The organism is Bradyrhizobium sp. 76 (assembly GCF_023073025.1).
GTDB lineage: Bacteria > Pseudomonadota > Alphaproteobacteria > Rhizobiales > Xanthobacteraceae > Bradyrhizobium.
Window position 1 is genome coordinate 539,084 of sequence record NZ_JADPIS010000015.1, and the last position, 22,990, is coordinate 562,073.

At 63.3% G+C, this 22,990-nt stretch carries 23 protein-coding genes; 14 read left to right on the forward strand and 9 right to left on the reverse strand.

Annotation, left to right across the window (positions count from 1 at the left end; genetic code table 11):
• Positions 1–4: 4 nt before the first annotated feature.
• The 4 genes from IVB48_RS03505 to IVB48_RS03520 are packed head-to-tail and all read left to right on the forward strand — an operon-like array spanning position 5 to position 3,768.
• Positions 5–928: an ABC transporter permease gene (locus tag IVB48_RS03505; protein WP_247289997.1), complete on the forward strand. Its 924-nt coding sequence runs from the start codon at positions 5–7 to the stop codon at positions 926–928.
• Complete coding sequence (locus IVB48_RS03510; RefSeq protein WP_007603580.1) at positions 925–1,746, forward strand: ABC transporter permease; 822 nt, start codon at positions 925–927, stop codon at positions 1,744–1,746. The genes IVB48_RS03505 and IVB48_RS03510 overlap by 4 nt, the downstream gene beginning before the upstream one ends.
• Positions 1,743–2,723 carry an ABC transporter ATP-binding protein gene (locus tag IVB48_RS03515; protein WP_247356286.1) on the forward strand — a complete coding sequence of 327 codons (981 nt, stop codon included), beginning with the start codon at positions 1,743–1,745 and terminating at the stop codon, positions 2,721–2,723. Before IVB48_RS03510 ends, IVB48_RS03515 begins: the two co-directional genes overlap by 4 nt.
• On the forward strand, positions 2,716–3,768 hold the full coding sequence (locus tag IVB48_RS03520; RefSeq protein WP_247397491.1) for an oligopeptide/dipeptide ABC transporter ATP-binding protein: 1,053 nt from the start codon (positions 2,716–2,718) through the stop codon (positions 3,766–3,768). The genes IVB48_RS03515 and IVB48_RS03520 overlap by 8 nt, the downstream gene beginning before the upstream one ends.
• Before the next feature lie 15 nt (positions 3,769–3,783).
• On the opposite strand, the gene IVB48_RS03525 is transcribed toward IVB48_RS03520, so the two are convergent.
• Positions 3,784–4,977: a serine hydrolase gene (locus IVB48_RS03525; protein WP_247397493.1), complete on the reverse strand. Its 1,194-nt coding sequence runs from the start codon at positions 4,975–4,977 to the stop codon at positions 3,784–3,786.
• Positions 4,962–5,597: a LysR family transcriptional regulator gene (locus tag IVB48_RS03530; RefSeq protein ID WP_247397496.1), complete on the reverse strand. Its 636-nt coding sequence runs from the start codon at positions 5,595–5,597 to the stop codon at positions 4,962–4,964. Before IVB48_RS03530 ends, IVB48_RS03525 begins: the two co-directional genes overlap by 16 nt.
• 129 nt (positions 5,598–5,726) lie before the next feature.
• Between IVB48_RS03530 and IVB48_RS03535 the strand changes: the two genes are divergently transcribed.
• Together IVB48_RS03535 and IVB48_RS03540 are read left to right on the forward strand one after the other, a co-directional pair.
• The gene (locus IVB48_RS03535; RefSeq protein ID WP_247397498.1) at positions 5,727–6,119 is read left to right on the forward strand and encodes a RidA family protein; all 393 of its coding nucleotides are present in this window, start codon (positions 5,727–5,729) and stop codon (positions 6,117–6,119) included.
• A 42-nt stretch (positions 6,120–6,161) separates the two neighbouring features.
• Positions 6,162–6,866, forward strand: a complete 705-nt coding sequence (locus IVB48_RS03540) for an L-2-amino-thiazoline-4-carboxylic acid hydrolase (RefSeq protein WP_247397502.1) — start codon at positions 6,162–6,164, stop codon at positions 6,864–6,866.
• A 75-nt stretch (positions 6,867–6,941) separates the two neighbouring features.
• Here IVB48_RS03540 and IVB48_RS03545 read toward each other — a convergent pair whose 3' ends face one another.
• The 3 genes from IVB48_RS03545 to IVB48_RS03555 all read right to left on the reverse strand — a co-directional run bounded on the left by IVB48_RS03545 (position 6,942) and on the right by IVB48_RS03555 (position 8,985).
• On the reverse strand, positions 6,942–7,931 hold the full coding sequence (locus IVB48_RS03545) for a tripartite tricarboxylate transporter substrate binding protein (RefSeq protein WP_247397505.1): 990 nt from the start codon (positions 7,929–7,931) through the stop codon (positions 6,942–6,944).
• An 88-nt stretch (positions 7,932–8,019) separates the two neighbouring features.
• The gene (locus IVB48_RS03550) at positions 8,020–8,481 is read right to left on the reverse strand and encodes a MaoC family dehydratase (protein WP_027567182.1); all 462 of its coding nucleotides are present in this window, start codon (positions 8,479–8,481) and stop codon (positions 8,020–8,022) included.
• Positions 8,482–8,508: 27 nt separating this feature from the next.
• Positions 8,509–8,985 (reverse strand): MaoC family dehydratase, encoded by a 477-nt coding sequence (locus tag IVB48_RS03555; protein WP_247397508.1) that lies wholly within the window; start codon positions 8,983–8,985, stop codon positions 8,509–8,511.
• A 97-nt stretch (positions 8,986–9,082) separates the two neighbouring features.
• On the opposite strand from IVB48_RS03555, the gene IVB48_RS03560 reads away from it, so the two are divergent.
• A complete protein-coding gene (locus tag IVB48_RS03560; RefSeq protein WP_247398147.1) occupies positions 9,083–9,853 on the forward strand; it encodes an IclR family transcriptional regulator C-terminal domain-containing protein in 771 nt (256 codons plus the stop codon).
• 253 nt (positions 9,854–10,106) lie between these two features.
• Here the strand turns inward: IVB48_RS03560 and IVB48_RS03565 are convergent, their stop codons facing one another.
• From IVB48_RS03565 to IVB48_RS03580, 4 genes are all read right to left on the reverse strand, one after another.
• Complete coding sequence (locus IVB48_RS03565; RefSeq protein ID WP_027567179.1) at positions 10,107–11,135, reverse strand: ABC transporter permease; 1,029 nt, start codon at positions 11,133–11,135, stop codon at positions 10,107–10,109.
• Positions 11,136–11,147: 12 nt separating this feature from the next.
• Positions 11,148–12,650 (reverse strand): sugar ABC transporter ATP-binding protein, encoded by a 1,503-nt coding sequence (locus tag IVB48_RS03570; protein ID WP_247397510.1) that lies wholly within the window; start codon positions 12,648–12,650, stop codon positions 11,148–11,150.
• 6 nt (positions 12,651–12,656) lie between these two features.
• Entirely contained in the window at positions 12,657–13,679 is a 1,023-nt protein-coding gene (locus tag IVB48_RS03575) for a sugar ABC transporter substrate-binding protein (protein ID WP_247289500.1), read from the reverse strand.
• 140 nt (positions 13,680–13,819) lie between these two features.
• Positions 13,820–14,224 (reverse strand): globin, encoded by a 405-nt coding sequence (locus IVB48_RS03580; RefSeq protein WP_247397514.1) that lies wholly within the window; start codon positions 14,222–14,224, stop codon positions 13,820–13,822.
• 466 nt (positions 14,225–14,690) lie between these two features.
• On the opposite strand from IVB48_RS03580, the gene IVB48_RS03585 reads away from it, so the two are divergent.
• The 7 genes from IVB48_RS03585 (at position 14,691) to IVB48_RS03615 (ending at position 22,983) form a co-directional block, all read left to right on the forward strand.
• Positions 14,691–15,077 carry a DUF2946 family protein gene (locus IVB48_RS03585; protein ID WP_247397517.1) on the forward strand — a complete coding sequence of 129 codons (387 nt, stop codon included), beginning with the start codon at positions 14,691–14,693 and terminating at the stop codon, positions 15,075–15,077.
• Between the two features lie 83 nt (positions 15,078–15,160).
• The gene (locus IVB48_RS03590; RefSeq protein ID WP_247398150.1) at positions 15,161–17,368 is read left to right on the forward strand and encodes a TonB-dependent receptor; all 2,208 of its coding nucleotides are present in this window, start codon (positions 15,161–15,163) and stop codon (positions 17,366–17,368) included.
• A gap of 139 nt (positions 17,369–17,507) precedes the next feature.
• Entirely contained in the window at positions 17,508–18,026 is a 519-nt protein-coding gene (locus IVB48_RS03595; protein WP_247356300.1) for a copper chaperone PCu(A)C, read from the forward strand.
• A 32-nt stretch (positions 18,027–18,058) separates the two neighbouring features.
• The gene (locus tag IVB48_RS03600) at positions 18,059–18,577 is read left to right on the forward strand and encodes a YcnI family protein (RefSeq protein ID WP_247397519.1); all 519 of its coding nucleotides are present in this window, start codon (positions 18,059–18,061) and stop codon (positions 18,575–18,577) included.
• On the forward strand, positions 18,577–20,139 hold the full coding sequence (locus tag IVB48_RS03605) for a CopD family protein (protein WP_247397522.1): 1,563 nt from the start codon (positions 18,577–18,579) through the stop codon (positions 20,137–20,139). Before IVB48_RS03600 ends, IVB48_RS03605 begins: the two co-directional genes overlap by 1 nt.
• Before the next feature lie 153 nt (positions 20,140–20,292).
• On the forward strand, positions 20,293–21,612 hold the full coding sequence (proS, locus tag IVB48_RS03610; RefSeq protein WP_247397525.1) for a proline--tRNA ligase: 1,320 nt from the start codon (positions 20,293–20,295) through the stop codon (positions 21,610–21,612).
• Between the two features lie 90 nt (positions 21,613–21,702).
• Positions 21,703–22,983, forward strand: a complete 1,281-nt coding sequence (locus IVB48_RS03615) for a lipoprotein-releasing ABC transporter permease subunit (protein ID WP_007603606.1) — start codon at positions 21,703–21,705, stop codon at positions 22,981–22,983.
• Positions 22,984–22,990 lie beyond the last annotated feature (7 nt).

Consider the following 22,990-nt stretch of genomic DNA (forward strand, 5'->3'; position numbering starts at 1 on the left):
GCCGATGCTCTCGTTCCTGTTCCGCCGCCTGCTGCAGACCATTCCGACCGTGCTCGCCGTGGTGGCTCTGGTGTTCGTGCTGTTCAGCGTCGTTCCCGGCAGCATCGTCTCGTCCATGAGCGACGATGCCGATCCGCAGGTCGAGCTGCGCATGAAGAAGCAGCTCGGCCTCGACGATCCCGTCTATGTCCGTTTCGGCGCCTACATGGCCAAGCTTGCGACCGGCGATTTCGGAACCTCGTTCCGGACGCGGGAGCCTGTGACGTTCATGATCGCCAAACGGATATGGCCGACGCTGCAGCTCATCTTCACCGCCATGGCGTTTTCCGTCGTGATCGGCGTACCCCTGGGTTTCATCGCCGCGCTCAAGCCAGGGGGCATCGTCGACACCTTGGCCATGGTCGTGGCGGTGTCAGGACTTTCGATCGCCAAATTCTGGCTCGGACTGGTGCTGATGTATCTGTTTGCATTGAAGCTCGGCTGGCTGCCGAGTTTCGGCTATGGCGATGGCGGACTGAAGTACCTGATCCTTCCGGCCGTGACACTCGGCGTCTCGCCCATGGCGCTGTTCGCCCGGACCACGCGCGCCGCGGTCCTCGAGATCATGACCGCGGATTTCGTCCGCACCGCGCGCTCCAAGGGCATGAGCGAGACGCGGGTCGTGAAGTGGCATGTGATGCGCAACGCGCTCGTCATCATTCTCACCACCGTCGGCCTCCAGTTCGGCGCGCTGATGGGGCAGGCGGTCGTGGTCGAGAAACTGTACTCTTGGCCGGGCATCGGCTCGCTGCTGGTCGACAGTGTCCTGCAGCGCGACATTCCGGCCGTCCAGGGCTCCATTCTTGTCGTGGTGCTGTCCTTTCTCGCGATCAATCTGCTGATCGACGTGCTCTATGGGGTGATCGATCCCAGGATCCGATACGCATGAAGCTGCGCGCCAATCTCATCATCGGTGGCGCGCTGTTCGCGCTCGCAATCCTGGTCGGTCTGCTCGCGCCCTGGCTGGCGCATACCGATCCCGTCCTGGATGCCAATCTGCTCAACGCGGAGGAGCCTCCGAGCTGGACCTGGTGGTTCGGCACCGACGATCAGGGCCGCGACATCTATTCCCGCGTCGTCTATGGCGCGCGCGTTTCGCTGACGGTCGGCATCGTCTCGCAGCTCATCAACAGCGTCATCGGCGTGGCGCTGGGCCTGAGCGCCGGGTATTGGGGCGGCTGGTGGGATGATGTCGTCAACGGCCTGACCAATCTCATGCTCGCGATCCCATCCCTGATCTTCGCGCTGGCCATCATGGCGGTGCTCGGTCCCGGCCTCACCAGCCTGCTGATCGCACTCGGTTTGACCAACTGGTCCTTCACGTGCCGGATCGCGCGGGCCTCCGCGCTGTCGCTGAGGAGCCAGGGCTATGTGCAGGCCGCGACCGTGCTCGGCTACGGCGATCTGCGCATCATGATCACGCAGCTGCTGCCCAACATGCTAGGGCCAATCGTCGTCATCGGCACGCTCGGCATGGGCAGCGCGGTCTTGTCAGAAGCCGCATTGTCGTTTCTCGGCCTCGGCGTCCGGCCGCCGTTTCCGAGCTGGGGCAGCATGCTGTCGGATGCCCGCGACCAGATCACGACGGCACCGTGGCTCTCGGTGTTTCCCGGCCTTGCCATTTTCCTGACGGTGCTCGGGCTCAATCTGCTCGGCGACGGACTGCGCGACATTCTCGATCCGCAATCGCGGAGCCGGCGCACATGACCGGCGCGCCGCTGATCGAGGTCGAGGATTTGCGCATCGATCTCGACGATGGATCGCGGCGCGTTGCGGCGGCCGAGGGCATTTCATTCCGCATCGATCGCGGCGAGACCTTCGGTCTCGTCGGCGAATCCGGCTGCGGCAAGAGCATCACCGCGCTCGCCTTGATCGGGCTGTTGCGGCAGCCGTTGTCGATCGGCGGCGGCGTCATCCGGTTTGAGGGGCGGGAGATCCAGCACCTTTCAGCGGCAAGGCAACGGGAGCTGCGCGGCAATCGCATCGCCATGATCTTCCAGGAGCCGATGACGGCGCTGAACCCGGTCTCGCCGGTGGGCCGGCAGATCGCCGAGATGTTCGTGCTGCACAAGGGCAAGAGCTGGCGGGAAGCCGACAGGCTGGCGGTCGAGGCGCTGGCGAGCGTCCGCGTTCCCGCGCCGGAGCGGCGCGTGAAGGACTACCCGCACCAGCTGTCGGGCGGCATGCGCCAGCGCGTGATGATCGCCATCGCGCTCGCCTGCGGTCCGGATCTCCTGATCGCCGACGAACCGACAACGGCCCTCGACGTCACCGTGCAAGCCGAAATCATCGAGCTGATGCGGAATTTATGCGCCGAGCGGGGAACCGCGATCCTGATGATCAGCCACGATCTCGGGCTGGTCGCCAATGTCTGTCGCCGCGTGGCCGTGATGTATGCCGGCCGCATTGTCGAGGAGCGCGGCTCGGCTGATATTTTCCGGGCACCCTCGCACCCCTATACGCGAGGCCTGGTCGCCTCGCTGCCGCGGCTCGGCAGTCGCGCCGCGCTTGGCCGGACACGGCTCACGGAGATCGCAGGTGTGGTCCCGGCCATCACGAATTTCCCCGACGGCTGCCGGTTCAATCCGCGTTGCGCCCAGGCGACCGATATTTGCCGGACAGTCGCGCCGGGAGCGGATTTTCTGGAGGCCGGCGGTCTGGTCAGGTGTCACCACCATGCATGAGCCGCAAGACAGGTTGGATGAGACACGGCCGGACGACGATGTCATTCTCAGCGTGAGGGATCTCGCGGTCCATTTTCCGCTCGGAGGCGGCCTGCTGGGGCGCGGCCAGCGGCTGCTCCGTGCCGTCGACGGGGTCGATCTCACCCTGAAGCGCGGCGAATGCCTCGGCCTCGTCGGCGAGTCCGGCTCCGGCAAGTCGACGGTCGCATTGTCGATCCTTGGCCTCGTGACCCCGACGCGCGGCCGCATCGTGCTGGACGGACAGGACGTGACCAACCGGCCATCCGGGGATCGCAAGGCGCTGGCCCGCATCGTGCAGATCGTGTTTCAGGATCCCTACGCCTCGCTCAATCCGCGCCAGACCGTTCGCCGCACGCTGGAAGATCCCCTGCGCGTGCATGGCGTCACGGCCAAGAGCGAGATCGAGGATCGCGTCGCGAAGATGCTGCGGCATGTGGGCCTGCGGCCGGAGCAGGCCGACCGCTACCCGCATGAATTCTCGGGCGGCCAGCGCCAGCGCATCGGCATTGCCCGCGCCCTGATCCTCAATCCCAGGATCGTCATCTGCGACGAGCCCGTCTCGGCGCTCGACGTCTCGATCCGCGCCCAGATCATCAATCTGCTGCTGGAATTGAAGGAAACCCTCGGTCTCTCCTACATCATGATCAGCCACGATCTCGGCGTCGTCGAACACATGAGCGACAAGGTCGCCGTGATGTATCTCGGCCGCATCGTCGAGAACGGCCATTGGCGCGAGATCTTCGAACGGCCCGCGCACCCCTACACCCAGGCCCTGATCGCCGCCATTCCCGATCCGCTGCGCCATGCACCGCTGGCAACGACAGGCGGCGATCTTCCCAACGCGCTCAATCCGCCGAACGGATGCGCCTTCAGCCCGCGCTGCCGTTATGCGGAAGCTGTGTGTCAGAGCGAGCCGGGGCCGGTGCTTGAGACGCGCCCCGACGGGCACGCGGTGAGGTGTTGGCGGGCGGGGGAGATTGCGGGGCAGGCGGCGTTGGCCTTGCCTGAGGGCCAGCCGCTCTAGGGTGGAAGGCGAGGTTCACTTCAGTCCAGCCAACACAACGTCACGGACCACCCGGATGGGCGGCATCCATTGCCTCTCATCGGCGTAATTTCCGCAGGTTATGGCCACCACGATATCGAGGTCGGGCATCGCGAACAACCGCTGACCACCGTAACCGAAGCCGCCGATCCAATGCGTGATGGGCCGGTTCGGCGGATGGCCGTACTGGAAGTTGCCGCTGTACCAAAAGTAACCGTATTGACGCTGCTCGTCGCACGGGACGTAGGGCTGGAACGCTTTCGCGAGCCATTCCGACGAAACGATCTGGCGTCCATCCCACTGGCCACGGTTGAGGACCAATTGCCCAACGCGCGCAAGGTCGCGCGGCGTCATGCGCAGGCCGGATGCGGGTGCGGGTTGGCCGTTGAATCCTTTGGACCATTCGGTCGGACCAACCCCGATGGGATCGAACAGTCGTGTGCGCGCAAAGTCGGGTAGCGACTGGCCGACGCCTTTTACCAGCAAATTGCCGATAAGCTCGGTTCCAGCCGCGCCATAGATCCAGCGCGCTCCGGGATCGGAAATGAACGGTCGGCTGAAGACGTAGCGCAAACGATCGGGCGAGCTCTCCATCTGGATTTCGCTGTTATTGGGATCCTGGTAGGGAATGTCCTCGTTCCAATCGAACCCCAGGGTCATGGTGAGCGCGTGCGCGACGGTCAGACGCTTGAGGCGGGCATCGGTTGCGACATCGGCATAGTCGGGAAATTGCGCGATCAGCGGTTGATCCGGCGCAGGCACCTTTCCGAGATCGAGGGCGATTCCGTAAAGCAGGCCGAGAACGCTCTTCGTGACGGAGCGCAGGTCGTGCAGGGTGTCGGGACCGAAGGCGACGCGGCCGAGAGAAGCGCCCCAGGCTTCGTCCTCGCCGGCGAAATAGCGTTCGAGCACGATCTTGCCCGCTCGCGTGACGAAGACACCATGCAGACCCCAAGCACGATTTTCGGCAATCAGTTTGTCGAGCCGCGCATCGAGATCCGGCACAAAGCCTGCCTCGGATGGCGTCATCGATTGCCAGTCGAACGGAGCCGAGGTAAGCGGACCTGCGCTCATGAGAAGCGCCCCCCCACCCATAAGCAGGGCCCGGCGACCAATTGCGGTCATGCGAATGTCTCCGATATGAGAAGTCTGCGCCCTCAGCGTGAGCCAAACGCTCACCGGATGCGCCATCCGCTGGCACCTACCAGACGAGGGCGACGATTTGCGAGCGCCTTCTCGACCGGCAGCGCCCGCAGCCACGCGCGAAAACTGACGATCTCGGGGCAATCCGCGGTGCCTTCAGGCGCAACCAGCCAATCGCCGAGGCCCGATCCCTCATCGATCCGGTCGCAGCGATAGCCCGGATGGTGGCCGAGGCCGCGGGCGATCAGCAGGTCGACCTTGCCCTCGACCAATTCGTGCAAGCCGGCGGGATGAAGCACCCGCAAGCCGATCTCCGTATGCGTGCTGCGAAATTCTGCCAGATCGAGGCGGCGGAGGTCGAAGCCGCCATGGACCCCCAATTGCAGCAGCACCGCACCTGCCGGCCTCAATTGCGAGGTCGCTTCCGCAATGTGGCGAAAGCCTTCGGAGACCCCGGGCAGATAGGCCTGACCGGCCGCGGTGAGGATGAGCTGCTTGTGCAGCCGCTCGAACAGCTGCACGCCGAGGCGCGCCTCCAGGGCCTTCACTTGCTGCCCCACGGCGGCCGGCGTCACGTGCAGCTCGTGTGCGGCCAGCTTGAAGCTGAGATGCCGCGCGGCGGCTTCGAAGGCGCGGAGCGCGTTGAGTGGGGGAAGGGCGTAGGTCATCGGGCTCCATTTTGACACCGGCGGACCTTGGCCTTGCAATAGATTTTCTTGCGCTGAGCCGCAGCAATGATGCTTTGCGAAGCGGCGGTGGCTCCGGATACGGTCGACCCGCAATCCGGAGAAGACCCTATGCCCCCAGCTCACATCGTCAGCCACAATCCCGCAACCGTCCACGCTCCCGCCGGTGGTTACTGCATGGGACTTGAGGTGACGCAGCATCGTCGCCTGTTGTTCATCAGCGGCCAGGTACCCCAGAGATCCGACGGCACCGTTCCTGACGGTTTTGAGGCGCAGTGCGAGCAGGCCTGGCGCAACGTGAAGGAGGTCCTCGCCGCCGCCGGCCTTGGCGTCGAACATCTGGTCAAGGTCAAGACGTTCCTGACCGACCGCGATCAGCTCGTGGCCAACCGCTCCATTCGTCGCGCGATGCTGGGCGACCACCAGCCCGCGCTGACGGTCGTGATCGTCGAGACCGTCGACAGCAAATGGCTGCTGGAGATCGAGGCGATCGCCGCCGAATGAAGCCAGCCGACATTGCAATGAACCAATCATATCAGGTGCTCCATGGCTGAAATCATCCATCCGTTTTACGAAGCGCATCGCGGTGCAATGGAGGCCGCCATGCGCGAGCGGCTCGACCTGGCCGAAGCGATGTTGCGAGAGCGCGCGCAACTTTTCGAGATCGACGGCATCAGGCGGGAGGTGATGGACGAATTCGAAATCGTGCTCACCCAGATGCCCTATGTCGGCGGCGCGGCAAGCCGCATGAGCGATTTCTTCATGCGTCTGATGGACTTCATGGCCATCAGCCGGGTGCTGCGGCGCCACGGCGTGCCGGTGCCTGTGATCGGCAAGATCGAGCGGGAAACCTACAAGGCGCAATTGCTCGCCGTATCGGAAGCCGAACGTCTCGCCTCGGGTCGTCAATTCATGTCGGCTGAGAACCAGGCCCTGCTACGCGAGCAGGCGGCAAGAAGCGCAACCGAAAGCCATCAAACCGAGTTTCCGGAAGATTTCGTCTACGATTTCGTCGAGCCCGATACGGGTGACAGTTTTGAGTTCGGCATCAACTACAAGGCTTGCGGCTTCTGCAAGCTCGCAGCGCGCCATGGAGACAAGGAAATCCTGCCGAATATTTGCGGGCTCGATTTCGCCGCCTACGCAGCGCGAGGCATCCACCTGGAGAGGACGCAGACGCTCGCGGGCGGTGCGAGCCACTGCAATTTCCGGTTCTCGCGGCTTGCGCCGGATGAGAACGCCGAGAGTTAGGCCGCGCTCCCTTATTCCAATGCAGGTGGCCCTGAATTGCTCGCCTGCTGACGGAGGCGTGGTTCTTGCGCGCGCTTATTCGAGCGGCACGTTGGCCTGCTTGACCACGGCCGACCATTTCCTGATCTCGGCATCCACGAAGCGGGTGAATTCAGCGCCCGATAATTTGCCGGGAGTGACCCCCTGTGTTGCGAACTTCTCGGCAATTGCCGGGGAGGCCAGAATCTCGCTCATGACCTCGACCAGCCTAGCATAGGCAGGATTGCCATTCGCTGCCGGCATGTACATGCCAAACCACGCCGTCGCTTCAAAATCTTTGACGCCGGCTTCATCGAGCGTCGGAACGTCGGGAAGCGACGCCGCGCGCGTCATGCTGGTGACGGCGAGGACGCGAATGTTGCCGGCCGAGGCGGCCGGAAGCACGGTTGGGAGCGTGTCGAACATGATCGGGATATGGCCGCCAAGCAGATCGTTCATCGCGGGCGCGGCTCCCTTGTAGGGGATGTGGACCATGTCGACGCCCGCCATTTGTTTGAAAAGTTCGCCGGACAGATGATTGGCGCCCCCGATTCCGGAGGAGCCGAACGAAAGCTTGCCCGGGTCCTTCTTCGCCAGCGCGATGAGCTCGGCGACGTTTTTCGCCGGAAAGTCCTTTGTGATCACGAGTGCGTTGGGCGCGCTCGCGACGACGGCCACGGGCGAGAAGGCTACCTGCGTGTCATAGGGCAGCTGGCGGAACAGGCTCGGATTGATGACGTGGTGGGTCGCGGCGATCAGCAACACGCTGCCGTCGGCCGGCGCTTTCGCAACCATCTCGGACCCAATGGTGCCTGACGCGCCGGCGCGATTTTCCACGATGGTCGAAACGCCGAGCCTGTCACCGAGGTATTGCGCGATGAAGCGCGCCAGAATGTCCGTGGTGCCGCCGGCCGGGAACGGCACGACGATCTTGATCTGGCTCGGAGGAAACTGCTGGGCTGACGCCAAGCCCAGCGGGATCGTCAACGATAGCAGCACCAGGCCGATAGCGAGCCAGAGCGTTCTCGCCCTTGCCATCCGGTTCATGAAGTCCTCCCGTCGAGCGGTCGAAATGCGCTCATCTCGTTATGGTCGTCGCAAAGGCTGGGCGAGATCGACGCCGGTGCCGGGCTTTTCACCCGGCTCGGGCCGCGATTGAACCGGATGTCGGAAATTCGACCATGGCTTCACCGGCTGCGACGTGCTCGCCCCTTTGATTGCGGACCAGTACGTCGATCAGCACCCAATTTGATTTCTGCGTCGACTGCTTCGACTTCACCACGCCTAGCGGCTGGATGGTGTCCCCTGGCTTGACCGGCTTGAGCCAGCGCGTCTCAAGCCGCCGCTGAATGGCACCGGCAGGATAGGCCCAATCCGTCAGCATCCGGGTGATCAGCCCGAAATTGTTCATGCCGTGCATGATGATGCCGCCGAAATTGGTCTTGCCGAAACTGTTCTTCATGTAATCGTCGTCGAGATGCAGGGGGTTGTAGTCGAGCGACCCGTCGCAAAACAGACGGATGGATTCGCGCGAGACGTCGAACTTTGGACCGTCGATCATGTCGCCGACGGTGAGGTTCTCGAAGCTGGTGCTCATGCCATGTTTCCTTGTCTGCCGTTGCGATCAAGCGGGGCGGATCGTCTGGCCGCGGCCGGAACAAATGACGTCGCCATGCTGGTTGAAGAAGACGTTGTCGTGGACGACGAAGAGGCGCTCGCGCTTGATGAATTTGTCCAGTGCGCGTGCCTGCAGCGTGATGGTGTCTCCGGGCCGTGCAGGCTTGTTGTAACTCCAGGATTGACCGGCATTAATGGTCCCCGGCGTTCGCATCCAGTCGTCGGTGGGGGTGCAGGCGAACATCAGCAGGATGTGGATCGACGGCGGTGCGATCAGCCCGCCATAAGGAGTGTTCTTCGCGTAGGTCTCGTCGAAATAGAGCGGGTGATCTTCGCCGACGGAGCGGCAGTAGAGCTGGATAGCTTCCAGCGTCAGCTTGTAGGGGATCGTCTTGCGCGGCTCACCCGGGACGATGTCGTCCCACACCTTGCGCAGATTGGCGTCCTTCCAGAAATCGGTCTCGAATGCCGGCGCTTGCGTCATCGCGTCTCCTCCCATAGTGTTCGCCAGGCGAACAGATTATTCGTTTTGTGAACCACTATGCGCGGAGCTTGTCCGTCTCCGCAAGGGGGCCGTGGCATTGCCAAAAGAGAGCGATGGATACGTTCGCGCGATTGAGCGAGGTTTCGCCCTGATCGAGGCGCTTGGCCGGTCCCCCGGGCGGCATACGCTGTCAGAGGCCGCCGTCCACGCCGGCCTCAACCGCGCAACGGCGCGACGCATGCTCGCCACCCTCGTTACGCTGAAATATTGCGAAGCCGACGGCCGCTATTTCCGCTTGCGGCCTCGAGCTCTCGGTCTGGGCTTGTCCTACCTGAACGCCTTGCCGTTCTGGGGCTATGCTCAGCGTGCGCTCGAAGATCTTCGCAACGACATCGGCGAATCCTGCGCGCTCGCGGTGCTCGATGAAACTGATATCGTCTATGCCCTGAGACTTCCGGCGCGGCGTATCCTCTCCGCCAATCTCGGGATCGGCAGCCGGCTACCCGCGCATCTCGTCTCGTTGGGACGTGTGCTTCTGGCCAACCTTACTCCGGAGCAGAAAGCCCAATATTTGGCAACCACGCCACTCAAGTCAGTGACGCCACGGACCATCATCGATCCCAAACGCCTGGCTCAGGAACTGCAACTGACGGAGGGGCGGGGATACGCCTGGGTCGATGGCGAGCTGGATCCGGCGATTTGCGGCATGGCCGTTCCAATTCGCGATCAGGGCGGCAGCGTCGTTGCGGCGATCAGCATCAATCTGATCTCCGGAACGCTGAACGAGGCGGCCGCAAAGAAACGATATCTCGTGCGGCTTCAGAAGACCGCCCAGGACATTCGGACTCAATCAGTGTCGTTGTCGTGATCAAGGATTGCGCGGCAGTAGTCGGAGCAGCGAACCGGGCGTAAAGCTCGCTTCGGAAAGCCGCGCGCCCTGTGGCAGATCTGACCAGACAATTGGCCAGCGCCATCGTGACATCCTGCTCCTGTTTTGCCCGACGAGTCAAACCGTCGCTGCGGTCGCATCATCGCAATTTCGGATTTTATAACTCGTTGAATTCCCACGCGGTCTCTACTGTGCATGGGGTTGTTTTCGCGCTTTTTGTTTTCGGGGGCCGCTATTCCACCGCTTTCTCCCTCAGCCGCTGCGCATAGACGTTGATGACCAGCGCTGCCAGCAGGATCAGGCCGCGGATCAGGATCTTAAGGAAGCTGTCGATGTTGACGTGGTCGAGGCCGTTATTGAGGACACCGAGCACGAAGAGCCCGACGATGGTGTTGCCGATGCCTCCGCGGCCGCCGAACAGGCTGGTGCCGCCGACCACGACGGCGGCGATGGAGTCGAGCAGGTAGGTGTCGAACTCGTTCTGCTGCGCACTGCCGAAATGAGCGACACCGAGCATGCCGCCGATCCCGGAGCACACCGCCGAGATCACCATGACGGCGCCGAGAATGAGCTTGACGTTGAGGCCGGAATATTCGGCCGCCTCGCGGTTGCCGCCGACCATGTAGACGTAGCGGCCAAAGCGCGTGTAGGTCAGCACCAGATGTCCCAAGAGCAGCATGATCGCGGCGACGATGACGATCCATGGGATGCCGCCGATCGATCCGGAGCCGAGCGTGGTGATCACGCCGGGCACCTTGTAGGCGATCTGGCCGCGCACCAGCAGCGCCGAGATGCCGGCCGCGATCTGCATCATCGCCAAGGTCATGATGAAGGAGGGGATGCCGATCACGGTCAGTCCCAGCGCATTGACGAGGCCGAGGAACGCGCACAGCAAAATGGCCAGCAGGATCGCCGCGGCGCCGGGCAGGGGAATGTTGGGAATGTTGACGTAGGATTCCTGGAGCGTGAAGTAGGCGACCGCGATGCCGGTGACGTTGGCGATGCTGGCAATCGAGAGGTCGATCTCCGCGCAGAGAATCACGAAGGTGAGGCCGACGGCGATGATTCCTGTCACCGACACCTGGGTCAGGATGTTGCCGAGATTGTCCAGCGTGGCGAAGGAGGGACTGGCCAGCGCAAAGAAGCCGGACAGGAAGATCAGCGTCAGGAACGGGGCGATGTTGCGCATCTGCGAGCGCAGGAACGGCGCAAGCCCTCGCGCCCGCTGCCCCGCCGCCAAAGCCGTCTCACTGCTCGCCATGGTGCTTCTCCGTCACGCCGCTTCCAGCAGGCGGTCCTTGCTGACCGGCTCGTTCTTGAATTCGCGCACCAATGCGCCGCGCTTGAGCACGAGGATGCGGTCGGCCAGCGACAGCACCGTTTCCGGCTCGGTCGACAGCACGATGATCGCGAGCCCTTTGGCGCGAAGATCGCGGACGATGTTGATGACGTCGTTCTTGGCACCGACATCCATGCCGCGGGTCGGTTCGCACAGCACCAGGAGTTTCGGCGGATAGGTCAGCCATTTCGCCAGCGCGACCTTCTGCTGATTGCCGCCGGAGAGCATGCCGAGATCGAGCCCGACCACCGGCGGCCTGATCTGGAGCTGCTCGACCTGGCGCTTTGCAATGTCGCGCTCCTGCGCCGGCTTGAGCAGCAACGCCGAGATGCGATCGAGAATGCTGATCGAGATGTTCTTGTAGACCGGCTCCTGGTGAAACAGCATCGCGCGCCGGCTCTCCGGCACCAGCGCCACGCCGGCCCGCCGCGCCGCCGCCGTGCTGGCGAAGGTCTTGGGCTTGCCCTCGACCGCGAGCGTGCCGCCGTCCGGCTTCAGCTTGCCGAACAAGATGCGCGACAGCTCCTGCTGGCCGCAGCCCATGAAGCCGTAGATGCCGAGCACTTCGCCGGCGCGGGCCTCGAAGGAGATGTCCTTCAGGCTGCGGGCCAGCGACAGCTGGTCGACCTTCAGGACCACCGCGCTGTCGCTCGGCTGCGGCAGCATCAGATCGTCGCTATAGCTGTGCTCGAGCGCTTCGCCGCCGCGGCCGATCATGGCCTCGATCAGCGCGCCCTTGCTGGTGGCAGCACTTGCCGTCTCCGCGACCTTCCGCCCGTTGCGGAACACGGTCACCGTGTCGGACACAAGCAAGATGTCCTCGATGAAATGCGAGATGAAGACGATCGCCGTGCCTTCCTCGCGCAGGCGCCGCAGCGTTGCGAACAATCGCTCGACCTCCGGCGGGGAGAGGGCGGAGGTCGGCTCGTCCAGGATGACGATGCGGGCGCCGGAGAACAGCACGCGCGCGATCTCGATCAGCTGCTGCAGCCCGATCGGGAGGTCGCCGAGCCGGCTCATCGGATCGACATCGATGCCGAAGCGGGCGAGCTGCTCGCCGGCCTCGCGCGCCATCCGCCGCCATTGCACCAGGCCGAGCCGGTTGGTCGGCTGGTTGCCCAGAAACACGTTCTCCGCGACCGTGAGGTCGGGCGCAACGGACAGCTCCTGGTGCACCATGGCGATGCCGGCGCTGTGGGCGTCGCGGGCCGAGCGGAAATGCGTCTCCTGTCCGTCGATCAAGAAGCGGCCGGAGAATTCGGTGTGCACGCCGGCGATGATCTTCATCAGCGTGCTTTTTCCCGCGCCGTTCTCGCCGACGAGACCATGGATCTCGCCGGGGAGAAGCGCAAAGTCGACACCACGAAGCGCCTCGACGCCGCCGAAGCTCTTCGTGATGCCCTGCAGTTCCAGGATAGGCGAACGATCCTCTCGCATGGAGGCTCAGATCAGGAAGTGATCCTGCATCCACTGCATCCCGGCGGCGTTGGCCTTGGTCACGACAGGACCGTCGGTGACGACGTTCTTGGGAATGCCCTGTCCGCTCTTTTCGCCGCCGACCACGGCGGAAACGCCCGCGATGACGGCGCCGCCATGGATGCGGCAGGACGGATTGCGAACGGTGGCGAACATGCGGCCTTCGCTGACCGCCTGGATCGCCGGCGGCATCGCGTCCACGCCGCCGATCAGGATGTTGGTGCGGCCCCGCGCCTTCATGATATTGGCCGCCGCAAGCGCCATGTCGTCATTGTGGAAGAACGCCGCGTCGATCTGCGGATACTTGGTCAGGTAGGTTTCCCAGAGGCGCGCGGTCTTCGACACATCCCAGTCGGCCGGCTGGGTGTCGAGCACCTCGACCCCGGGGAATTGCTTCACGACATTGTTGAAGCCCTTGGCGCGGCCCTGCGCGCCGGTGTGGCCGAGGGCTCCTTGCGTCATGATGATCTTGCCCTTGCCACCCATGGCGTTGCACAGCGCCTGCGTCACTGAGGCGCCCATGAACTCGTTGTCGGGGGCGAGGAAGGAGTGGACGTTGATCTGGTCCAGCGGCGCGATCAGCGTGTCCATGTCGATCACGGGCGTGCCGGCGTCGATCATCTTCTGCACCGGCTGGGTGAGGGTGCCGATGCCAAAGGCCTGGATCGCGACGAAGTCCCATTTCTGCGAGGCCATGTTGTCGATCGCCGCGCGCTGCTTCACCGCATCGAGCTGGCCGTCGAACCAAGTGACCTCGACATTGAACAGCTTGCCCCAGAATTCCGCGGCCTGCTTGCCCTGCGCGCACCAGGTGGCCTGGAGGCCTGCGTTGGAGAACGCGGCCTTCAGTGGCTTCTCGCTTCGTCCGACTTCGGCTGCAAGGGCGGGGTTAATGCCCATGCTGCCGAGGATGGCAGTCGCGGCGCCGGCGGTTGCTGCCGCCTGAAGAAGATCGCGCCTCGTCGTCGAGAAATCTTTCGTCCCGGACATCGCTCGCTCCCATACAATTTTATCTCGGCGCGTCATTGATTGCGCGACCGATGTCCGAAAGTGTCTCACAAGAGTGGGTGCCACTCAATCCGCAATCAACGGCGGGTCGCCGCGAGCCCGTGTTGGTGCAGCGCAAAGCGTCAGGCCGGGACACCCGCGAACGCGTCGATCTCGATGAGCAGTCGGTCCCAGGCCTGCGCGATGTCCGGCGACCATTCATCGCGGAGAAGATCGCGCAGCGTATCCCTGATGACGGCGAAGAAGGCGATGAACAGCTCGCGCGGCGTGCCGTAGCCATCGTGCGAGGCGACCTCGCACGCGATCAACCGGAATTGCCCGCGGCGATCACCGGCGAAGTCGAAAATCGCCTCGATCGTGAGAGCCAGCATCGATCCCATCACGAGTTCGCTGCCTTGCGTGCGGAACATCGCCCGTGTTTCGGGATGCTGTTCGAACAGCCGCTGATAGACGTGTGGCGTGAGATCGGTGCAGCGCGAGGCTGCAAGTTCAAAGCTCTGTTCGATCGGATTGGGAGAAGCATTCATCGGTGCTTTAGCTCCGCAGACAAAAAAAGAGCGGGGCCCTAGCCCCGCTCGAAAATTGTGTCGACCCTATTATCCCCGATTCTAAGATTTGATCTTGATTGGCGGGGCGACGCTGCATTTTGCGCGTCAGGGGCTCCTCCCGAGACTTGGACCACCAGACTTCGACCTCGCGGCCAGCCTGAGCAAGAGGATGCTAGATCAACTTTTCTCACTTGTCATCATTTTCGGCAACGAATGTTCAAAATTCGAGCAATTGACGAAATGATCGGGCTTTTGGCTCTGTAAGCATATGGCAAATATAAGAAATCCGTAGATGGGGCCGGGTGCTCGACTGCCTCAAATGCCGGAGGTTCCCTCCCGCGCGCGGCCGGACCACAGTTTTCCGGGAAATTTGCGCTGGATTAAGGAGGCGGCGGAACCGGGCTCGACTTGGCCATCAGCCGGTGTTTAGTTAGTAGACGAACGAATGGTTCGGCTGATGCGCGCACGGCAGCAAAAATTCCTACCTCTGGTCCTGCTCGCCCTGGTGATGCAGGTACTGGCGCCGATTGCCGCCTGTCTGGCGGCCGGCCAAGCCGTGGCCGATCCGTTGTCCGCCGCCGTCATCTGCCACAGCGCAGGCGAGCAAGGCGGCCTGAACGATCCGGCGGGTACGCCGGTCGCACATGCCGGTGCATGCGCCCTCTGTTGTTTGGCGCAGGTGGGCGCGTCGCTCGATTCGCCGCCGCACGCCGCGCTTTCCGTTCCCCTCCGCCACGCGGAGCGCGTGGTGTGGCACGCGGCGGAGGCATTCGCCGGCGCGGCCCATAAAGGCACAAACGCGCAGGCGCGCGCACCGCCTCAATTTTCCTGACGACTCTCGTGATCGCCGCGGTCCGCCGCAGGCGATTGATGCTGTCGAATGGCCGGAGATAAAGCCCGGCGTCAGGAATGCCCATGTTACGCTGTCATGCCCGCCGTGGTGTGAGTGTCGTTGCCATTCAGGCCGCGCTGCTTGCATCGTCGAGCGGCGCCTTTGCCCAAAGCAGCAGCGCAGTGTTGCCGCCAATCACCGTCGAGGCGCCTCAGCAGAAGCGCGCGTCGGCGGTCCGACCGCCACGCAATACGGCGCGATCGGCGCGCGTCACGCGAAGCCCGCGAACTACCCCATCGCCGCAGCAAACCGCGAGCGAACAGAGTGCCGGGGCTCCGGGTGCCCTGACGGTTCTGACGGCGCAACAAGCGCTGGCGGAGATTAACCAGACTCCGGGCGGCGTGGCGCTCGTGTCGGCCGAGGTGTACAGGAACTCGACGCCGTCCAACACGATCAAGGATGTTCTGGATTACGTGCCCGGCGTGTACGCCCAGCCCAAATGGGGCGACGACACCCGCCTTTCGATTCGCGGGTCCGGCCTGTCGCGCAATTTTCATCTGCGCGGTGTGCAGCTCTATATGGACGGCATTCCGATCAACACTGCGGATGGCTATGGCGATTTCCAGGAGATCGATCCGAGCGCCTACAAATATGTTGAAGTCTTCAAGGGCGGCAACGCGCTTCAGTTCGGCGCCAATTCGCTGGGAGGCGCGATCAACTTCGTGACCCCGACCGGCCGCGACTCGTTTCCGAATGGTGTGTCCTTCGATGTCGGAGGATTCGGCTACAAACGACTTCAGGCGAACGCAGGCGGCGTCAACGGGCGGTGGGACGGGTTCGTGACCGCTTCCACGCAGGCCGCAGACGGATTTCGCGATCACAGCTTCGGCTCGAGCAACCGCTTGAGCGGTAATGTGGGCTATCAGTTCTCCCCGGATGTCGAGACACGGTTCTACCTCAATGCCAACGAAGTGCGGCAGCGAATTCCGGGTACCGTGACCAAAACGTCCGCTTTGACCGATCCGGAAGCTGCTGCACCGGCGAATGTTGCGATGGATCAGCAGCGCAACATCGATACTGTCAGGCTCGCCAACAAAACCACCGTTCGTTTCGATGACACCAAAGTCGAATTCGGCGCCTTTGGCGTCGATCGCCATTTGATGCATCCGATTTTCCAGTGGCTGGACTACCGGTACAAGGACTACGGCGGATTCGCGAAGATCACGGATGACCGCACCATTGGCGGCTTCCGCAACAAGTTGGTCGCAGGCGTAAATGTGCTGAACGGCAGCATCGACAACCAGCAGTTCGCCAACATTGGCGGGCAGAAGGGTGCACTGCTTTCTTCCTCGATCGATCGGTCGGAGAATACCTCCGCCTATGTCGAAGACAGCTTCTACGTCCTTCCAAATCTTGCAGTGATCGGCGGCACGCAGTTTCTGTACGCGACCCGCAATCGGCAGGATCGTTTCCTCAGCGACGGGGATCAATCGGGGGCAACGCGCTTTAATCTCTGGTCGCCGAAAGGCGGTCTGTTGTGGCAAATCGATCCGGCCTGGCAAGCCTTCGCCAATGTCTCGCGGAGTGCCGAGGTGCCGAGCTTTGGCGAAAGCGCGATCGGTCTCGGCATTCCGACGATCCCGTTCACCAGCATCCGCCCGCAGATTGCCACCACGTACGAAATCGGGACTCGCATGAAGCGATCTGATTATGCCTGGGAACTGACGGCCTACCGGGCCAACATTCGCGACGAATTGCAATGCCTCTATAGTACTTTCGGCAATTGCAATGTGACCAACGCCGACCGCACCATCCATCAAGGCATCGAGGCCGGCGCGGGCGCAGCAATCTTTCGTGACATTTTCGTCAATGGCCCGGCGCCGGACAAGCTCTGGCTGAATGTCGCCTATTCGTTCAACGACTTCCGCTTCGACAAAGATCCGACCTTCGGAAACAATCGATTGCCGGGAGCCCCAACTCACTACCTGCGTGCGGAGCTTCTCTACAAGCACCCTACCGGGGTCTATGTTGGACCCAACGTCGAATGGGTGCCACAGGCCTACTTCGTCGATAGCATGAACACGCTGACGACAGAGCCTTACGCCCTGTTTGGATTGAAAGCCGGCTTCGACAATGGTGGCCCGATGTCTGCCTACGTCGAGGGGCGCAATCTCACCAACAAGACCTACATAGCCAGCGCGAGCATCATCGATCGAGCGACGGCGACGTCAGCATTGTTTGAGCCGGGCACGGGACGGGCAGTGTATGCTGGAATGAGGTATCGATGGTGACGTGCAAATGGCACTTGGGTCTATGTTCGCTCCGCCGCAGGCCGGCATTCCGAATGCCGATGCGGGTGGCGGTGGAAAATCGTCGTGGAAGAATGCAGGGCCATTCTCGGCCCGATCAATCGCGAAAGAGGCAATCAACATGAAGACTATTGGACGAACTCTCCTTGCAATTTCACTGTTGCTGACCGCCTGTGCCGTCGCGCAGGCCGAGGACATCAAGGCCGGCGATCTCATCATCTCGCAGGCGTGGAGCCGGGCGACACCAGGCGGAGCCAAGGTGGCCGGCGGCTATCTGACCATCGAGAACAAGGGCACAGTGGCAGACAAGCTGGTCAGCGTTTCCGCCGATATCGCGGGGAAGGCTGAGGTCCACGAGATGGCGATGGACAATGGCGTGATGAAGATGCGCCTGCTCGACAAGGGGCTCGTGATCGATCCCGGCAAGACGGTGAAGTTCGCCCCCGGCGGCTACCACCTGATGCTCCAGGAGCTGAAGGGCCCCTTCAAGCAGGGCGACAAGGTGCCGGTGACGCTTCAGTTCGAGAAGGCCGGCAAGGTCGCCGTCTCCCTCGACGTCCAAGGCGTCGGCGCGCAGGCGCCCGGCGACAGTGGGCACATGATGAAGAAAATGCCTGATCATTCGGGAATGAAGATGTGACGAGCGTGATCTGGACATTCGGGAGACCCAATATGTCGAAGCGAACCTGGCTGATTGTTCTGGGCGTATTTGCGGCAACGCCGGCAACTGCGCACGTCTTCCTCGAAGGCAAGCAGGCGACAGTGGGGGGATCGTACAAGGCCGTCTTCGCCGTCCCGCACGGTTGCGCGGGCTCGCCCACGGTGAAAATCCGGGTGCAGATCCCGGAAGGCGTGATCGCGGTGAAACCGATGCCGAAGGCGGGCTGGAGTGTTGACGTGGTCGAGGGCAAATACGCCGGCGAATACGACTATCACGGCAACAAGCTCTCCTCCGGCGTCAAGGAGGTGACTTGGTCTGGCGGCAAGCTGCCGGACAAGAACTATGACGAGTTCGTCATGCACACGGCCCTGACCGACACGCTCAAGCCGAACACGATCCTGTACTTCCCCGTCGTCCAGGAATGCGAGACCGGCGTCAGTCGCTGGATCGAGATCCCCGCGGAGGGCGCAGGGCATTCGCATGAGAGCAAATCGCCGGCTCCGGGCGTGAAACTCCTGCCGAAACCCTGATGCGCCTGCTCGCCGCGCTCGCGACGCTGCTCCTCGTTGTCGGCTTCGCGACCGGCGCCGCGGCGCACGCGGCGCTCGTCGCGGTCGAGCCGGCGAGCGGCAGCATGCTCGCGAGCGCGCCGAAGATGGTGGAGTTGCGCTTCAACGAGACGGTGACGCCGGGCGCGATCCGGCTGATCGACGGCGCGGGCACGGCGCGGGATGACGTGCGCGTCGACGCATCGGGCGCGACCATCTCGGTCGCGATGCCGGCGGACCTGCCGCAAGGCACGGCCGTCGTCAGCTATCGCGTGATCTCGCAGGATGGCCATCCCATCGCTGGATCGGTGGTCTTCTCGATCGGCACGCCGACGGGGACGCAACCTCCCGCAAACGCCGATGGCGGATTGAACGTGCTGATCTGGCTGGCGCGAGTCGGTCTCTATCTTGGCCTGTTCGTCGGCGTCGGCGGCGTTTTCTTCGCACGCTGGGTTGCGTGGTCGATGACCGGCATAACCATTCCGTGCGTGGCGCTCGCCATCGGCGTCCCGAGCGCGGTGGTGTCCCTTGGTGTGCTGGGGCTGGATCTCCTCGGCCTACCGCTATCCGCTCTCGCGACGATGGCTCCCTGGAAAGTCGCATCCGGGACCAGCGCGAGCCCGGCCTTGCTCGTGGCCGTCGCTGCAATGCTGTTCGCATTGCTGGCGCTAGGCAGCGCGTGGTGCGCGCGCGCTCTGGCGATCATTGCCTTCGTCGGCGTCGGCTTGTCGCTGGCCATGACCGGGCACGCTGCTACGGCACCGCCCGAACTGTTGACCCGGCCCGCAATCTTTCTCCATGGCCTCGGTGTCGCCTTTTGGATTGGGGCCCTCGCGCCGCTGGGCGCCCTGTTGTCAAAGCGACCCGTCGCGACATTGCCCGTCGTGAACCGCTTTTCTCGTATCGCGGCGCCGGCCGTTGGCGTTCTCGCATTGACCGGCCTCGCGCTCGCCATCGTCCAGCTCGAAAAGCCGTCTGCATTGGTCGAGACCCGCTATGGATTGATCCTCTCGATCAAGCTTGCACTGGTCCTCGTGCTGCTGGCGCTTGCCGCGCTCAATCGCTTCCGCCTGACTCCAGCTCTGGCGGGGGATCACAAGGCCGCGCCGGCACTGAAGCGCTCGATCGTACTCGAATGCGCGATCGCGCTAGGCATCTTCGCCGTCGTGGCCGGTTGGCGCTTCACGCCGCCGCCGCGAACGATCGCTCCGGAGACGCCGCTGGCGATCCACATCCACACCGACAGGGCGATGTTTCAGGTCCTGGTCTCGCCGGGCAAGGCGGGTATCGACGATTTCGTCCTGCAGCTCATGACCGGCGAGGGGGCGGTTCTCGAGGCCAAGGAGGTGACGCTGACGCTGAGCCTGCCCGAACGCGGCATTGAGCCGATGGAGCGGAACGCCTTGCTGGGGCCGGACCGCTACTGGCACGTGCGCAAGGTCGAGCTGCCCTTTGCCGGCCGTTGGCATGTGCGGATCGACGCGCTCGTGACCGATTTCGAGAAGATCACGCTGGAGGACGAACTCGAGGTGGCGGCGCCCTGAACCCGGCTCTTCGGCACCTCGCGTCGAACCTGAAGTCGACGGAAAAATGACAGGAATTCCGCTGTGTTAGCGGGTTTTCCTCATTCCCGGTCTTGTGTTTTGGCTCCCAATCCGGTTTCACTGCAAGCCATCACTGATTCCTCGAGTATTGCCATGCGGTTGTCGCGGTTCTTTCTGCCCATCCTGAAGGAAAATCCGAAAGAGGCGGAGATCGTCTCGCATCGGCTGATGCTGCGTGCCGGCATGATCCGGCAGGAGGCCGCCGGCATCTATGCCTGGCTGCCGCTCGGCTTCCGCGTCCTGAAGAAGATCGAGCAGATCGTGCGCGAGGAGCAGGACCGCTCCGGTGCGCTGGAACTGTTGATGCCGACGCTCCAGCTTGCCGACCTCTGGCGCGAGAGCGGCCGCTACGATGCCTATGGCCCCGAGATGCTGCGCATCGCCGACCGGCACAAGCGCGAGCTGCTGTACGGTCCGACCAACGAGGAAATGATCACCGAGATCTTCCGCGCCTATGTGAAGTCCTACAAGAGCCTGCCGCTGAATCTCTATCATATTCAATGGAAATTCCGCGACGAGCAGCGCCCGCGCTTCGGCGTGATGCGCGGCCGCGAGTTCCTGATGAAGGACGCCTATTCGTTCGACCTCAACGAGACCGCGGCGCGCGTCGCCTACAACAAGATGTTCGTCGCCTATTTGCGCACCTTCGCGCGGATGGGGCTGAAGGCGATCCCGATGCGCGCCGAGACCGGCCCGATCGGCGGCGATCTCAGCCACGAGTTCGTTGTGCTCGCCGAGACCGGCGAGTCCGGCGTTTTCATCAATCGCGACGTGCTCGACCTGCCGGTGCCGGGCGAGGACGTCGACTACGAGAGCGATTTGACGGCGATCATCAAGCAATGGACCTCGGTCTATGCGGCGACGGAAGACGTTCACGACGCTGCGCGCTTCGAGCAGGAAGTGCCCGCGGATAAGCGGGTGAACACCCGCGGTATCGAGGTCGGGCAGATTTTCTATTTCGGCACGAAGTATTCCGACGCGATGAAGGCGCTGGTGGCGGGCCCCGACGGTGTCGACGTGCCGATCCACGGCGGCTCCTACGGCGTCGGCGTCTCGCGCCTGCTCGGCGCCATCATCGAGGCCTGCCATGACGATGCCGGCATCAAATGGCCGGAGGCGGTTGCCCCGTTCCGCGTGTCGATTCTCAACCTCAAGCAGGGCGATGCCGCGGTCGATGCGGCCTGCGAGAAGCTCTATGCGGAGCTGTCCGCCAAGGGCGTCGACGTGCTCTACGACGACACCGACCAGCGCGCCGGAGCCAAATTCGCCGCCGCCGACCTGATCGGCATCCCCTGGCAGATCATGATCGGGCCGAAAGGGCTTGCCGACGGCAAGGTTGAGCTCAAGCGGCGAAGTGACGGCGCCCGCGAGACCATGTCGCCTGCGGACGCGGTCGCAAGACTTGTGGGCTGATAAGGCTGGTCGGCTGAATATTGTTCATCGCCCGAGATCGCGGCCGCCAATCCGGCCACATTTGACCCCGAATCATGGGACTATCGAGCGATGGATGAGACCATGACCGAAACCGTTCAAACCGCGCCTTTTGCGCCATTCGAGTGGATGCTGTCGGCGCGTTACTTACGGGCGCGCCGCAAGGAGGGATTCATCTCGGTCATCGCCGGGTTCTCCTTCCTCGGCATCATGCTGGGCGTGGCGACACTGATCATCGTCATGGCCGTCATGAACGGCTTCCGCAAGGAGTTGCTCGACAAGATACTCGGGCTCAACGGCCACATCCTGGTCCAGCCGCTGGAATCGCCGCTGACGGACTGGAAGGACGTCGCCGACCGCCTCAGCCAGGTCCAGGGTATCCGGCTCGCAGCGCCCGTGGTGGATGGCCAGGCGCTGGCGTCATCGCCCTGGAACGCCTCCGGCGTCCTGGTGCGCGGCATCCGCTCCGACGACCTCAACAACCTCACCTCGATCGCCAAGAACATCAAGCAGGGCTCGCTCGAGGGCTTTGACGACGGGCAGGGGGTCGCGATCGGCCGGCGCCTCGCTGACCAGCTGTCGCTGCACGCCGGCGACAGCATCACCCTGGTGGCGCCGAAGGGCGCGGTCACCCCGATGGGCACGACACCGCGCATAAAACCGTACAAGATCGCCGCGGTGTTCGAGATCGGCATGTCGGAGTATGATCTCGGCTTCGTGTTCATGCCGCTCGCGGAGGCGCAGGCCTATTTCAACCGCAGCAACGACGTCACCTCGATCGAGGTTTTCACCACCAATCCGGATCAGATCGTCGCGTTCCGTCAGGCCGTGACGGAGGCAGCGGGCCGGCCGGTGTTCCTGGTGGACTGGCGTCAGCGCAACTCGACCTTCTTCAACGCGCTGCAGGTCGAGCGCAACGTGATGTTTCTGATCCTCACCATGATCGTGCTGGTCGCGGCGCTCAACATCGTTTCCGGCCTGATCATGCTGGTGAAGGACAAGGGCAGCGACATCGCGATCCTGCGGACGATGGGGGCCTCGCAAGGCTCGATCATGCGCATCTTCCTGATCACGGGCGCCTCGATCGGCGTGGTGGGTACGATGGTCGGCTTCATCGTCGGGCTGGTGATCTGCCTCAACATCGAATCGATCCGGCAATTCCTGTCCTGGCTGACCAGCACCGAGCTGTTTTCGCCAGAGCTGTATTTCCTGTCGAAGCTGCCCGCCGAGATCGACATCGGCGAGACCTCGGCCGTCGTCATCATGGCGCTGACGCTGTCGTTCCTGGCGACGCTGTATCCGTCCTGGCGCGCCGCGCGCCTCGATCCCGTCGAAGCGCTGCGGTACGAGTGAGGGGCTG

Bases quoted from the DNA above. Each gene is read 5' to 3' on its own strand.
- IVB48_RS03515 (WP_247356286.1), top strand. From the start codon at position 1,743: ATGACCGGCGCGCCGCTGATCGAGGTCGAGGATTTGCGCATCGATCTC.
- IVB48_RS03595 (WP_247356300.1), top strand. From the start codon at position 17,508: ATGAAGACTATTGGACGAACTCTCCTTGCAATTTCACTGTTGCTGACC.
- IVB48_RS03525 (WP_247397493.1), bottom strand. From the start codon at position 4,977: ATGGCGCATCCGGTGAGCGTTTGGCTCACGCTGAGGGCGCAGACTTCT.
- IVB48_RS03510 (WP_007603580.1), top strand. From the start codon at position 925: ATGAAGCTGCGCGCCAATCTCATCATCGGTGGCGCGCTGTTCGCGCTC.
- IVB48_RS03565 (WP_027567179.1), bottom strand. From the start codon at position 11,135: ATGGCGAGCAGTGAGACGGCTTTGGCGGCGGGGCAGCGGGCGCGAGGG.
- IVB48_RS03605 (WP_247397522.1), top strand. From the start codon at position 18,577: ATGCGCCTGCTCGCCGCGCTCGCGACGCTGCTCCTCGTTGTCGGCTTC.
- IVB48_RS03615 (WP_007603606.1), top strand. From the start codon at position 21,703: ATGGATGAGACCATGACCGAAACCGTTCAAACCGCGCCTTTTGCGCCA.
- IVB48_RS03505 (WP_247289997.1), top strand. From the start codon at position 5: ATGCTCTCGTTCCTGTTCCGCCGCCTGCTGCAGACCATTCCGACCGTG.
- IVB48_RS03580 (WP_247397514.1), bottom strand. From the start codon at position 14,224: ATGAATGCTTCTCCCAATCCGATCGAACAGAGCTTTGAACTTGCAGCC.
- IVB48_RS03600 (WP_247397519.1), top strand. From the start codon at position 18,059: ATGTCGAAGCGAACCTGGCTGATTGTTCTGGGCGTATTTGCGGCAACG.
- IVB48_RS03540 (WP_247397502.1), top strand. From the start codon at position 6,162: ATGGCTGAAATCATCCATCCGTTTTACGAAGCGCATCGCGGTGCAATG.
- IVB48_RS03575 (WP_247289500.1), bottom strand. From the start codon at position 13,679: ATGTCCGGGACGAAAGATTTCTCGACGACGAGGCGCGATCTTCTTCAG.
- IVB48_RS03535 (WP_247397498.1), top strand. From the start codon at position 5,727: ATGCCCCCAGCTCACATCGTCAGCCACAATCCCGCAACCGTCCACGCT.
- IVB48_RS03550 (WP_027567182.1), bottom strand. From the start codon at position 8,481: ATGAGCACCAGCTTCGAGAACCTCACCGTCGGCGACATGATCGACGGT.
- IVB48_RS03545 (WP_247397505.1), bottom strand. From the start codon at position 7,931: ATGAACCGGATGGCAAGGGCGAGAACGCTCTGGCTCGCTATCGGCCTG.
- IVB48_RS03585 (WP_247397517.1), top strand. From the start codon at position 14,691: ATGGTTCGGCTGATGCGCGCACGGCAGCAAAAATTCCTACCTCTGGTC.
- IVB48_RS03590 (WP_247398150.1), top strand. From the start codon at position 15,161: ATGTTACGCTGTCATGCCCGCCGTGGTGTGAGTGTCGTTGCCATTCAG.
- IVB48_RS03530 (WP_247397496.1), bottom strand. From the start codon at position 5,597: ATGACCTACGCCCTTCCCCCACTCAACGCGCTCCGCGCCTTCGAAGCC.
- proS (WP_247397525.1), top strand. From the start codon at position 20,293: ATGCGGTTGTCGCGGTTCTTTCTGCCCATCCTGAAGGAAAATCCGAAA.
- IVB48_RS03570 (WP_247397510.1), bottom strand. From the start codon at position 12,650: ATGCGAGAGGATCGTTCGCCTATCCTGGAACTGCAGGGCATCACGAAG.
- IVB48_RS03555 (WP_247397508.1), bottom strand. From the start codon at position 8,985: ATGACGCAAGCGCCGGCATTCGAGACCGATTTCTGGAAGGACGCCAAT.
- IVB48_RS03520 (WP_247397491.1), top strand. From the start codon at position 2,716: ATGCATGAGCCGCAAGACAGGTTGGATGAGACACGGCCGGACGACGAT.